General features: G+C 63.3%; 14 protein-coding genes, 1 tRNA gene and 1 other RNA gene. 15 read left to right on the forward strand and 1 reads right to left on the reverse strand.

From position 1 onward, the window contains the following. Window positions 1–79 precede the first annotated feature (79 nt). Both EO156_RS11715 and EO156_RS11720 read left to right on the forward strand, forming a co-directional pair. On the forward strand, window positions 80–601 hold the full coding sequence (locus EO156_RS11715) for a GNAT family N-acetyltransferase (RefSeq protein WP_003484403.1): 522 nt from the start codon (window positions 80–82) through the stop codon (window positions 599–601). 56 nt (window positions 602–657) lie between these two features. Further along, a non-coding RNA gene (locus tag EO156_RS11720) (sX9 sRNA) lies at window positions 658–734 on the forward strand. Between the two features lie 34 nt (window positions 735–768). Here the strand turns inward: EO156_RS11720 and EO156_RS11725 are convergent. Further along, complete coding sequence (locus tag EO156_RS11725; RefSeq protein WP_016849277.1) at window positions 769–1,785, reverse strand: lauroyl acyltransferase; 1,017 nt, start codon at window positions 1,783–1,785, stop codon at window positions 769–771. Between EO156_RS11725 and dtd the strand changes: the two genes are divergently transcribed. The 13 genes from dtd (at window position 1,784) to EO156_RS11790 (ending at window position 12,076) form a co-directional block, all read left to right on the forward strand. Next, window positions 1,784–2,224, forward strand: coding sequence for a D-aminoacyl-tRNA deacylase (gene dtd / locus EO156_RS11730; protein WP_003484398.1), 441 nt, complete (start codon window positions 1,784–1,786; stop codon window positions 2,222–2,224). The two genes, EO156_RS11725 and dtd, sit on opposite strands and share 2 nt — an antisense overlap. Before the next feature lie 108 nt (window positions 2,225–2,332). Continuing rightward, a complete protein-coding gene (gene rpoD / locus EO156_RS11735; protein WP_005921936.1) occupies window positions 2,333–4,210 on the forward strand; it encodes an RNA polymerase sigma factor RpoD in 1,878 nt (625 codons plus the stop codon). A gap of 192 nt (window positions 4,211–4,402) precedes the next feature. Next, window positions 4,403–4,723, forward strand: a complete 321-nt coding sequence (locus EO156_RS11740) for a hypothetical protein (protein WP_011052523.1) — start codon at window positions 4,403–4,405, stop codon at window positions 4,721–4,723. Between the two features lie 493 nt (window positions 4,724–5,216). Next, window positions 5,217–5,292, forward strand: a tRNA-Ile gene (locus tag EO156_RS11745). A 166-nt stretch (window positions 5,293–5,458) separates the two neighbouring features. Further along, window positions 5,459–6,649, forward strand: coding sequence for an integrase arm-type DNA-binding domain-containing protein (locus EO156_RS11750; protein WP_026007245.1), 1,191 nt, complete (start codon window positions 5,459–5,461; stop codon window positions 6,647–6,649). A gap of 581 nt (window positions 6,650–7,230) precedes the next feature. After that, a complete protein-coding gene (locus tag EO156_RS11755; protein ID WP_078585676.1) occupies window positions 7,231–7,503 on the forward strand; it encodes an AlpA family phage regulatory protein in 273 nt (90 codons plus the stop codon). Continuing rightward, entirely contained in the window at window positions 7,500–7,697 is a 198-nt protein-coding gene (locus EO156_RS11760) for a hypothetical protein (protein ID WP_016851206.1), read from the forward strand. The genes EO156_RS11755 and EO156_RS11760 overlap by 4 nt, the downstream gene beginning before the upstream one ends. Before the next feature lie 7 nt (window positions 7,698–7,704). After that, window positions 7,705–7,986, forward strand: a complete 282-nt coding sequence (locus EO156_RS11765; protein WP_080573082.1) for an ogr/Delta-like zinc finger family protein — start codon at window positions 7,705–7,707, stop codon at window positions 7,984–7,986. A 293-nt stretch (window positions 7,987–8,279) separates the two neighbouring features. After that, window positions 8,280–8,489, forward strand: coding sequence for a hypothetical protein (locus tag EO156_RS11770; RefSeq protein ID WP_016851208.1), 210 nt, complete (start codon window positions 8,280–8,282; stop codon window positions 8,487–8,489). Then, the gene (locus EO156_RS11775) at window positions 8,486–8,701 is read left to right on the forward strand and encodes a hypothetical protein (RefSeq protein ID WP_016851209.1); all 216 of its coding nucleotides are present in this window, start codon (window positions 8,486–8,488) and stop codon (window positions 8,699–8,701) included. Before EO156_RS11770 ends, EO156_RS11775 begins: the two co-directional genes overlap by 4 nt. After that, window positions 8,698–9,348, forward strand: a complete 651-nt coding sequence (locus tag EO156_RS11780; RefSeq protein WP_016851210.1) for a hypothetical protein — start codon at window positions 8,698–8,700, stop codon at window positions 9,346–9,348. Before EO156_RS11775 ends, EO156_RS11780 begins: the two co-directional genes overlap by 4 nt. Beyond that, complete coding sequence (locus EO156_RS11785) at window positions 9,335–10,171, forward strand: toprim domain-containing protein (RefSeq protein ID WP_016851211.1); 837 nt, start codon at window positions 9,335–9,337, stop codon at window positions 10,169–10,171. Before EO156_RS11780 ends, EO156_RS11785 begins: the two co-directional genes overlap by 14 nt. 66 nt (window positions 10,172–10,237) lie before the next feature. Beyond that, the gene (locus EO156_RS11790) at window positions 10,238–12,076 is read left to right on the forward strand and encodes a DUF927 domain-containing protein (RefSeq protein ID WP_033482971.1); all 1,839 of its coding nucleotides are present in this window, start codon (window positions 10,238–10,240) and stop codon (window positions 12,074–12,076) included. The last annotated feature ends 75 nt before the right edge of the window (window positions 12,077–12,151 follow it).

The raw sequence follows: 12,151 nt of genomic DNA on the forward strand, positions 1-12,151 counted from the left end.
CTTGGTTGCCCCGCTGCCCGCGTTGTTCAGGGTCCGGCAATGCTTTCTAATCGGGCGACCTCCATGTTCGTTGGGCCCCATGCACATTGTCGATTGCAGCCAAGCGCGCCATGCCAGCGCCATTCTGGACATCTTCAACGAAGCCATCGCCAATTCCACTGCGCTGTACGACTACCGTCCCCGGCCACCGGAAAGCATGGTCGGCTGGTTCGCCACCAAGCAGACGGGCGGCTTTCCGGTGATCGGCGTGGAGCACGACGACGGCACCCTGATGGGCTTTGCCAGCTACGGCACGTTTCGCGCCTGGCCCGCCTTCAAGTACAGCGTCGAGCATTCGATCTACGTGCATCGCGACCATCGTGGCAAAGGGCTGGGGCGCCTGCTGCTGCAGGCCCTGATCGCAGCGGCGCAAGCGCGTGGCGTGCACGTGCTGGTGGGCGGCATCGATGCCAGCAATCAGGCCAGCATCGCCTTGCACGAACAGTTCGGTTTCACCCATGCCGGCACCGTGCGCGAGGCCGGGTTCAAGTTCGGGCGCTGGCTGGACCTGGCGTTCTATCAACGCATCCTGGACACACCTGCCGATCCGCACGACGACTGAGCGGTTACCAAAGCTACGCACGCGCCAGGCGGGCGCGGCCGATGCCCGGAATCGGCATGTACCACTCTTACACTGCGGTTCTGAGCGCGACGTCCGCACCCACCTTACGACTGCCCGCTACGTGTTGGTAGATGCGCTGAGCAATCAAGTGAGATGTGGCGCTGCATTCAATGCGGATGCCGCTCGGTCGCATACGGATTGGCTTCGCCGCTGCCCGGCGGGCGCAGGGTGTAGCGCTTGTAGGTCCACTGATATTGCGCCGGGTCGCGCCGGGCGATCTGTTCGATGCCGGCGTTGAGCGCGCTGGCCGCACGCACCGGGTCCGCATCGGCCACCGCGGGGTCGGCCGGTTGCACATGCAGCGCGAACTGCAGATCGTCGCCGGCGCGCTCGCACCAGCCGTACAGCACGATCGCCCCGGTCCGCTCGGCCAGCCGGTTGACCAAGGTCATGGTCAAGGCCGGAATGCCGAAGAACGGTGCGAACACGCCGTCGCCGGCCTTGGGCTGCTGGTCGGGCAGGATGCCGACCGCGCCGCCGTCCTTGAGCACCTTGAACAACTGCCGCACCGCCGGGCCTTCGGCGCGTACCTGGCGCACGTTGTCGCCGCCGCGTGCCAGCTGCAGGAAGCCGTCCACCGCCTCGGACTCCGGCGGACGGTAGACAATCGCGATCGGCCCGCGCTCGGACAGCCACTGGTTGAGCAGTTCCCAGTTGCCGAAATGCGGCGCCGCCACGATGACCCCGCGCCCGGAGGCGAGCGCAGCGTCGTAGAGTTCCTGGCCGTTGCGCTGCAGGCGTGCCAGGTTCTCCGCCGGCGGGCGGGTCCAGGTGCGCAGCACTTCCAGCGTCTGCCGCGCGGTCGAGCGCAGGATCTGCGCATGCAAGCGCGCGCGCTGCTCGGCGCTCAGTTCCGGATACGCCAGCTCCAGATTGCGGCGCGCCACGCGTGATTCGCGTGCATTGAGCTTGCGCCAGCTCCAGGCCAGCGTGTCGGCCACGCGCTTGAGCAACGGCCACGGCAAGCGGCCCACGGTGGCGGCGGTTGCGTACAACAGGCGAGCGCGAACATCAGGTTTCATCCGCGCAATTCTAAACAGCGCAGACCGCGAAGGCCCGCGCGTGACAGTGCCGGCGGCGCTGGGCATGCTGCGCGGCACAGTTTGCTGCCCGAGAATGCCCATGCTTGCACTGATCCAGCGCGTCACCCGCGCCAGCGTCACGGTCGATGACCAGATCGTCGGGCAGATCGGTCCCGGGCTGCTGGCGCTGATCGGCGTGGAGCCCGGCGACAGCGATGCGCAGATCCGGCGCCTGGCCGAGCGGCTGCTGAGCTACCGGGTGTTCGGCGACGACGCTGGCAAGATGAACCGCTCACTCGCCGACACCGGCGGCGGCCTGCTGCTGGTCAGCCAGTTCACCCTGGCTGCGGACACCAGTTCCGGTAACCGCCCAGGCTTCGGCACCGCCGCGCCGCCACTGGAGGCTGAACCGGCGTTCAATCGATTGGCGGCGATCTGTCGCGAAAAACATCGCGGCGGGGTGGAAACCGGGCGTTTCGGTGCCCATATGGTTGTCGACCTGGTCAACGATGGCCCGGTGACCTTCCTTCTCAGACCCTAGATACAACACGTCCACCAGCGGTCCCGTCTTGAATCCGGCAGACCGGGCTTCACGCTGGTATAATGCTAGGTTCTCTTTCCAATCTCAAAGCCGGTGGCGCGAGCACTCATGGCCAACGAACGTCCTGCCCAGCAATCCGACATCAAGCTACTGATCAGCAAGGGCCTGGAACAGGGCTATCTGACCTACGCCGAAGTCAATGACCATCTGCCCGACGACCTCGTCGACCCGGAGCAGATCGAAGACATCATCAGCATGATCAACGGCATGGGCATCGATGTCCATGAAGTTGCACCCGATGCCGAAACCCTGTTGCTCAACGATGGCAACACCGGCAACCGCGAGGTCGACGACACCGCAGCCGAAGAAGCTGCCGCCGCGCTGACCGCGCTCGACACCGAAGGTGGCCGCACCACCGACCCGGTGCGCATGTACATGCGCGAAATGGGCACGGTCGAGCTGCTGACCCGCGAAGGCGAAATCGCCATCGCCAAGCGCATCGAAGAAGGCCTGAGCCAGGTCCAGGCCGCGTTGGGCGTGTTCCCGCTGTCGACCGAAATGCTGCTGGCCGACTACGAAGCGCACAAGGAGGGCAAGAAGCGTCTGGCCGAGATCGTGGTCGGCTTCAACGACCTGATCGAAGAAGCCGATGCGGCCGCTGCTGCGCTCGCCGCGGCCGGCCCGGTCGCCGTGTCCGACGATGAAGCAGTCGACGAAGACGACGACGAAGACGGCGATGACGAGGCCGCCGAAGAAGAGGCCGGCCCGACCGGTCCGGACCCGGTGGAAGTGGCCACGCGCATGGAGAACCTGGCCAACGAATACGCCAAGTTCAAGAAGGTCTATGCCAAGAACGGCGCCGAGCACAAGCTGGTGGTCAAGGCGCGCGAAGACATGGCCGCCATCTTCACCACGCTCAAGCTGCCGCTGCCGCTGACCGACGCGCTGGTCACCCAGCTGCGTGGCGTGGTCAATGGCATCAAGGACCACGAGCGCAAGGTGCTGCACCTGGCCACCACCGTGGCCCGCATGCCGCGCAAGGATTTCATCCGCTCCTGGGAAGGCAACCAGACCAACCTGGAATGGGTGGAGGACGCACTCAAGCGCAAGCAGAAGTGGTCCTCGGCGCTGCGCGACGTCAAGGATCAGATCATCTCCGAGCAGCAGGGCTCGATCGAGATGGAGAAGGCCAACTACCTGACCCTGGGCGAGATCAAGGAAATCAGCCGTGCGATGGCCTATGGCGAAGCCAAGGCGCGCAAGGCCAAGAAGGAAATGGTCGAAGCCAACCTGCGTCTGGTGATCTCCATTGCCAAGAAGTACACCAACCGCGGCCTGCAGTTCCTGGACCTGATCCAGGAAGGCAACATCGGCCTGATGAAGGCCGTGGACAAGTTCGAATACCGTCGCGGTTACAAGTTCTCGACGTATGCCACGTGGTGGATCCGTCAGGCCATCACCCGTTCGATCGCCGATCAGGCGCGCACCATCCGTATCCCGGTGCACATGATCGAAACGATCAACAAGTTGAACCGCATTTCCCGTCAGATGCTCCAGCAGTTCGGCCGCGAGGCCACGCCGGAGGAACTGGCCAAGGAAATGGACATGCCCGAGGACAAGATCCGCAAGGTGATGAAAATCGCAAAGGAGCCGATCTCGATGGAAACCCCGATCGGCGACGACGAGGATTCGCATCTGGGCGACTTCATCGAGGACACCAATGTGGAGTCCCCGATCGACAACACCACCAACATCAATCTCTCCGAGACGGTGCGTGACGTGTTGGCCGGCCTCACCCCGCGCGAGGCGAAGGTACTGCGCATGCGCTTCGGTATCGACATGAACACCGATCACACGCTGGAAGAGGTCGGTAAGCAGTTCGACGTCACCCGTGAGCGGATTCGTCAGATAGAGGCCAAAGCATTGCGCAAGCTGCGTCACCCGAGCCGTTCGGAACAGCTGCGCTCGTTCCTGGATATCGACTGAGTCCTCGGTCGAGACCGTGCAGTGATCACACAGCAGCCCCGCTCATGCGGGGCTGTTGCGTTATGGCTCAGGCAGTTGGCTATGCTTGGTACCTGGGCTGCGATCGGTCGCATGCCAGGCGCGGGTCAGCGGTGCAGCCCCGATGTTTCACGCACCGCCGACGAAGCTACACGGCCATGCAACATTAAACAGATGTTTCTGCAAACCTCACGTGGCGTTCTGACAGCGACTTTTAAGTTGGCCGACGAATGGAGACGAGATTGCTTTATGAGCAGGCAAAGCCGCTTTGAAACCACCACGTACCGCGAACACGAGATCCGCGTACGCGCCGAGCAGGCTTCCCCTGATGCCAAGTGGACGCTCTGGGTGGACGTGTATGCGCTCGGCGGCAAGCGCAAGCCGCGTATCGGCTGCAACGGGCTGGCCTATGCGACGTACCAGGAGGCCATTGCGCACGGGTTTCGTGCAGGTCGGCAGTTGATCGATGGGCAGTTTGAGACGGCTGATGCCTGAGGGCGAGGATTGGGGATTGGCGGACTGGGGATTCGGGATTGGTAGGGTTTGCTGGTTGCTTCGAGATATTGCGTTTCCCAACGCCACCCCGCGCGTTATCGCGATCATCGTGCCCGCTGCCACGTCGTGTTGATTGCCAAGCTTGCGCCGAAGGCTCGCCACCGGTCACGCACACATGCGCTGCGACGGGCTGCTAACTAAACCAGCTTCGGCACCACCAAGCTCCACACCGGGCTGCAATCTGCTTGGTTGCACCGCACCGGTCCGTCGAAGGCGTCTGTAAGGCGGCGGGACATAACCCTGAAATCTGATGCGCAAAGCCCAGCCGGTGCTGGGCTTTTTCGTTGTGGACAGCCGATACGTGATCTCGCGGCTATGAGCGCTGGATCGCTTCCGGCAGAGGGCACATGGCAGACACGGCGACGTACAGACAGGTAAACTTTCGCGTCCGCTGCACGGCCCGACATGCTCGCCATCTCGCCGACAGACACACGGGCCTATAGCTCAACGGTTAGAGCAGAGGACTCATAATCCTTTGGTTCCAGGTTCGAATCCTGGTGGGCCCACCATTTTAAGATCCAGTAGCGTCCTAAGAAGGCCGAAAACCCGCATAAAACAAGGGGTTTCGGCCTTTTTTGTGTCTGATCGCGTCCTATGGGGTCTGCTTAAATCCCAAGTTTGATGACGGTAAGTTTGGCGGTAAGCTACCGCCCCCCAAAGTCAGTTACCGCCAAAGTGCCTTTGACCGATACAGCCGTTCGTAAGGCAAAGCCCGCCGCCACAGTGCAGAAGCTTCGCGACGGCGGCGGCCTGTATCTGCTACTGCGCCCTGACGGTGCAAAGTGGTGGCGTTGGGACTACCGCCGCCCGGTGACGAGCAAGCGCAACACGCTATCGCTTGGGACATATCCGGATGTCAGCTTGGCTACGGCACGTGAGCGGCATGCGGCGGCGCGCAAGTTGTTGGCGGAAGGCATCGATCCTGGCGAGCAACGCAAGGCCGAAAAATCAGCAACCTTGGAACGTTCGGCCAACACGTTCGAGGCGGTCGCTGCCGAGCACTTAGCTATGCGAGCCAACAAGTTGTCTGCCGGCTCAGTCGTGCGTGAGCAGCGCCTACTTCAAAACGATCTCGGTCCTTACATCGGTAGCCGTCCAGTGGATGCAATACCGGCTCGCGATCTACTGCAGGCACTGCGGAAGATTGAGGCGCGTGGGGCGGTGGAAACTGCTCATCGCGCGCGAATGCTTGCCGCCCAAGTTTTTCGCTATGCCATTGCTACGGGCCGAGCGGAGCGCAACCCTGCTTCTGATCTGAAGGGCGCTTTGACCCCACCGGAGGGTCGTCATTTCGCCAGCGTGACCGAGCCAGCCTTGGTAGGTAAGCTATTGCGAGCGATCCATGGCTATCGGGGTTCACCAGTGGTGATGGGAGCGCTGCAACTGGCTCCACTCGTATTCGTGCGCCCAGGAGAACTGAGGCGAGCACGCTGGGAGAACATTGATCTTGATTCGAGCGAATGGCGATTCATTGCGAGCAAGACCGCTCAGTCCCACGTGGTTCCATTGTCCTCGCAAGCGGTTGCCATCTTGCGCGACCTACATCCGCTGACGGGGCGCGGTGAGTTCGTTTTCCCTAGCGTGCGTGGGAGAGGGCGCCCGATGAGCGAGAACACCATCAACGCGGCGCTGCGGCGGCTGGGCTACGACTCAGACACGATGACGGGTCATGGCTTCCGAGCAATGGCACGCACAGTCTTGGACGAGGTTCTGGGCTTTCGTCCCGACTACATCGAGCACCAACTTGCGCACGCCGTCCGAGATCCCAACGGACGCGCCTACAACCGCACTGCTCATCTGGTCGAGCGCCGAAAGATGATGCAAGCCTGGGCAGACTATTTGGACAGTCTCAGGGCATCCCTTTAGCCCGCTATCTGCCCACTTCATTCCGGACTTTCTATTTTTCGGGGTAACCGCTGTAACGCGCGTAACGTCTGCGGAATAACCCAATAAATTCAGTTGGTTGAGCGTTCTAATGGCGTTGCGGCGGTCGCGTAACGTCCTGTAACTCGTGTAGCAATCACCTCGCGTTGAGACGATGCCGGACGCGCCCGGACTCCGGATCATGCCGCGCCTAGCGCGACGCAGGTCGGCGAATTCAGCCGAGGTGATTCTCCGGCGATCCCCTTTCCGGGCGTCAAATTCCTTCACCGCTAGGCCGGTGCGGATCTCATCAGGCGCGCGTGCCGCCCTTCGCTGCCAATTCCTTACTGTCGTTCACCGGCTGTATCGCCGCACCTGCACGTTAGCGCCTTGCTCGCATCGTCTACGCGGGCCGGCAACGCCTGTCCGTTGTCCACCTGATTCCGGCCGCGTCCAACAGAGTTTGTAAAAAAAGTTTTTACACAGCTATCCGCGTGAACTCTGACGCGTCGGCTTCTAGTCTCTTGGCAAGCCCAAAACACATGGCAGTCGTTGACCGACAGGTCAAAGCGCCACCTCAAACAATGCTCGCTTCCCGAACAACACCCGCCGCCTCACCAGGCACGCCGGCCACCGCGCCACGTCCCGATGCCGGCCGCAGCGAACGCTTCTTGCGCAAACCCGAAGTGCTCAGCCGCACCGGCATTTCCCGATCCCACCTGTACTGGCTGATGGATCGCGACCGGTTTCCCAAGTCCATCCCGCTCTCTCCCCGCGTCACGGTCTGGCTTGAGTCAGACGTTGATGCCTGGATCGCAGCCCAGATTCCCGCCACCCATCCGCGAGTACAGCCATGACCGACGACATCCACCTGACCATCTCCGGCAAGCGCTTCACGCTGACGCGTGCCGAAGCAGAGTTCCTTGCCGAACACCTGCGCACCGCAATCGCACAGCCGAACCTTGGCCTGCACTTCATCCATCACCGACCTGGCCGGATTGGCGAGATCGTGTTGACGCGCGGCACTCCCACGATCTTGACCGACTGCTGAGGTGCCTATGACCACTCCCGTTCGCGCGTTTCTTCGCTGCCCGCACTGTGATGCTGCTGCCATCGTCCGGTCGAGCGTGTCCCACAACAGGCTGCTCCGTGAATCGATGCTTCAGTGTCGCAACGCACTTTGCGGGCACACCTTCACCGCCTACACCGAAATCGTCCGCACCATCTCCCCAAGCGCGTGCCCAAGCCCCGAAATCTGCCTGCCGATCAGCAGCGCAGCAGAGAAGGCCGCCTTCAAGGCGAAGTTGATCGAAAAGCAGCTGGTCGGGAAGAGTGCGTGATGTTCCGGTTGACAGTGCGCGGCCAGTGCGTGCAGCATTCCCACGTCGCCGCACATCGGCGACCGGGTTTTGCAGCCCGTACCCTGAGGCGCACCAGCGCCCATCGACCGATGCACGGCGCTTTTTTATTGCCCGCTGTGTTGTCGTGGGCGACTGCTTGCCAGCTTTATGGCGGGCGGTGCGCGGAGGCCGCAAGGCCTGCCGGTCCTCAGGCCGGTCTGCAAACCGCGTACCGTCCGTCACCCCGTTTTGCAGCGGAGCGGCGGATTCCAACTCACCTGAGGAATCCAGCCATGTCTCACGACACCCTAGTTGCGCCTACGCGTTTCAGCGTTCGCATTGCCCATCATTTTGGCGAGATCGCCGACACCCTCGATTGGGATCACACCCGTTGGCTGGCGCTCGATGCGTGCTTGCAAGCCACCGGGAAGCAGCCCGACGCACTGACGCTTGCCGAGATCCAGCGCGCCATTGCCGCTGCCGCGCAGGAGGTTGCGCGATGATCGGTTCGCACCTTGATGCCTTGGTCGGTAACGACGATGCGGTGATGCACGACTTGTTCAGTGCGACCCGTCAGCTGCTGCGCATCTATGAGATGCCGATGACCGCGCTGTTCCAGCTGGTCGAGGCGCTTGAGCGTCGCGCCGGTTCCATGGAAGACCTGTCGCTGGGCGAACTCTTGATAATGGTCGGCAGCGTGGAGGTCACCCCATGACGCACGAGACCGTTGGACTGTCGGGCGTGCCGAACATGGGCGACGGCCAAGTGAGCGCCACGGTGCTAGATGCAGTGCTTGATGCCGAGTGCGCGGAGAGCATTTTGCGCCACGCCCGCCGTATTGATCGTTTGCGTTGCAAGGCCGAAAAGCACCTGTCAACCGCACGCGCAGAGCTCGATGAAGCGCTGCAGGGCCATCCGCTTGAAGATCGGCTGCGCACGCGCTTTTTCGCGCCGCTGGAACATGAGTGCACAGAGCTGGCCCGCGTTTTTAAACGCGTGCAGTGCCGCCTGTCGCTGTTCACTCCTGCCCAATCACAGAAGCAGTTCGAGGACTGCATGGCCTTGCAATTGGAGGACATCCAGGCCGAGCGAGCGGCCAGCGATGCAGAGGCACCATGCGCGTGCACTGCGCCGGAGTTGCCCTTCGGCTACTGGATGAGTGAGGACAGCTATAACCGGCTCAGGCGCGCCCGCTGGACGGCGTTGATGTTGAGCGGCATGGGTGATGGCATGGCTGAACGTATGGCGCTGTCGTTCGAGTCGATGGCCGCCAGCACGCTCTACATCCACGAGGATCTGGCTGCGGTCATGAACGACGCCACACATAGCACCGAGTTGGTGGCTGACGATGCGTCGTGCTGACGGTTTCGTGGTTGCCATGCAATCGGCAGGCTTGCTGGTGGCGTCTGTTGTTGCCGACGGTTGTCTCCGGCGCGTACGCGCCGAAGGCGACGGCAGCGGCCAGCGCAGCGGCTGGTATGTCTTGCATGTTGGTCCGCCGCTGGCCGGCGCCTATGGCAACTGGAAGACCGGCGCGAGCGCGCAATGGCGCGACAGCGAGGGTGGCTCGCTATCGGCTGCTGAGTTGGCGGAGATCCGCGAGAAAGCGCGCCGCGCACAGCGACAACAGCAGGCCGAATGTGCACGGCGCCATGCAGCAGCACGCGAGGCGGCATTGGCGCAATGGCGACAGGCGGATGCGGCCAGCGCGACGCATGCCTATCTGGTCGCCAAGGGCGTGGCGTCCCATGGACTACGGCAATCAAATGGGCATCTGCTGGTGCCCATGCGCGACGCCGAAGGGCACCTATGGAGCATGCAGACCATCGCGGCCGATGGAAGCAAGCGCTTCCTCGCAGGCGGTCGAAAGCGTGGCCTGTATTACGCCATCGGGCGAGAGGTCTCGGAGGTGGTGTGCATTGCCGAAGGCTATGCCACCGCTGCCAGCATCTACGAGGCGACTGGCTATCCAACCGCCGTGGCCTTCGACGCCGGCAACCTCGAACCTGTAGCGAGGGAGCTACGCAGCAAGTTCCCAGATGCCTTGATTGTGCTGTGCGCTGACGACGACGCGGCGACTGCGTTGTGTCGCGGCATCAATCCGGGCCTAGCCAATGCCCAACGCGCAGCGCACGCCGTCGGCGGTGTCGTGGCACTGCCGCCGCGCTCACCCGATCACCCCTAAGCGCCTCACCTTTGTGACCCTTCAACCCAAGGCGCAACGCGCCGACGTGGCAATGGAGCCTCGTGCATGAGCAACACCATCAAATCCGTAGACTTCAACGATGCTGCCAAAGCTGTGGGCAAAAAGGCCGTGCGCAGTTCGATCGAGGCGGCCGTGCGCAAGGGCAGTGGGACCAGCAAGGCACGCGCCGATAGCGCTGCCGGAGCTAAGCCGCACTACCGCCTGAGCGATGCCGGCGTGTTCTACGTCGGCGTCAACGAGGACGGCGAGCAGGCTGAGCCGCAATTCATCTGCTCGCCGCTGAAAGTCGAGGCCAAGACCCGCAATAGCCAAAGTGAGGAATGGGGCCGGCTGCTGAGTTGGACCGATGCCGATGGTCATCGCCACCAATGGGCCGCGCCAGCCGAAATGCTGGTGGGCGACCCGCGCGAGTTCGTCCGCCAGCTAGCAGCCGGTGGTGTGGAGATGTCCGCGCACCGCAGCACGATGCAGCGGCTGCTTGCCTACATCATCCAAGAGCGCATCGACGCACGTGCCCGCAACGTGGCCGTGCCGGGCTGGCACGACAGCAGCTATGTGCTGCCTAGTGGTGAGAGCTACGGTGCCGGCGAGGAGTTGCTGGTCTACCAGCACAGCGGCGGCTTGCAGCACCACTACGCGGCGGTGGGCTCGCTGAACGATTGGAAACGTGATGTGGCAGCACGCTGCGCCGGTAATTCGCGGCTGGTGCTGGCGGTGGCGACCATGTTTGCCGGCCCGCTGCTGCGCTTCACTGGCGCGACGGGTGGTGGCTTCCATATCGTCGGGGGCAGCAGCAGCGGCAAGACTACCGCGCTTCGCGTAGCGGCTAGCGTGGTCGGCCCACCTGAGTACGCCCGCGAATGGCGCAGCACCGCCAACGGACTAGAGGGCGTGGCGGTGCTGCACAACGATGCCACGTTGATCCTGGATGAGCTGGCGCAGATCGATCCTAAGCAGGCCGGCGATGCGGCGTATCTGCTCGCCAACGGTAACGGCAAGAGTCGCGCGAACCGCGCAGGTGACGCACGCGCGGCGGCGCGCTGGCGCATCATGATCCTGTCGGCGGGTGAGGTGGGCTTGGCCCAACACATGGCCGAGGCTGGCAAGCAAGCCAGGGCCGGGCAGGCCGTGCGCCTGGCGGACGTGCCGGCCGAGGCCGAGGCCGGCCACGGCGTCTTTGAGCGGCTCCACGACGCCGGCGACGGCGCTGCGCTATCGGCCCTGCTCAAGGACGCGGCGGCGCGCTCCTACGGCTCGGCGTGGCCGCTGTGGATGGAATACCTAACGCGGCTGGACAGCCCCAAGCTCACCGCGCAGCTGCGCGAGGCAACAGACCGCTTCCTGGCAACGCACGTGTCGGACAACGCCTCGGGCGAGGTACGCCGCGTGGCAGAGCGCTTCGCTATCGTCGCCTTTGCCGGCGAGCTAGCCAGTACCTGCCGGCACCAGCTCACTGGCTGGCAGAAGGGCGAAGCAACCAAAGGTGTGGCGACTTGCTTCCAAGCATGGCTGCAGCGGCGTGGTGGCTCGGGCAGCGCTGACACTGACGCTTTGATGTCGCGGATCCGCGCGTTCTTTGAAGCACATGGCGAGAGCCGCCTCGAGCGATTCCGCGCAGCGGACGGTCTTCCCGTGCGGGAGCGCGCCGGCTTCCGGCGCTTCGATGAAGTGGGCGTCACCGAGTACATGGTGCTGCCCGAAGCGTTTCGCCGCGAATTGTGCGCCGGCCATGACGCGCGCCAAGCCGCGCGTGAGCTGATCGCCGCTGGGTGGATCAAGCCGGCAGCCGATGGCAAACCCTCACAGGTCATCCGCGTGCCCGGCATGGGCGCGGTGCGCCTGTACATCTTCGACTCGCGCAAGGTGCATGACGGCTCGCTGTGAGCTGCGTGCAGTGCGTGTCATCACCGCTGGTAGCTACGACGTCTCATCGAGTGTGGTTGCCAACCCTCAAACCAA

It is taken from the genome of Xanthomonas sp. DAR33341 (assembly GCF_003992815.1).
Classification (GTDB): domain Bacteria; phylum Pseudomonadota; class Gammaproteobacteria; order Xanthomonadales; family Xanthomonadaceae; genus Xanthomonas; species Xanthomonas cissicola.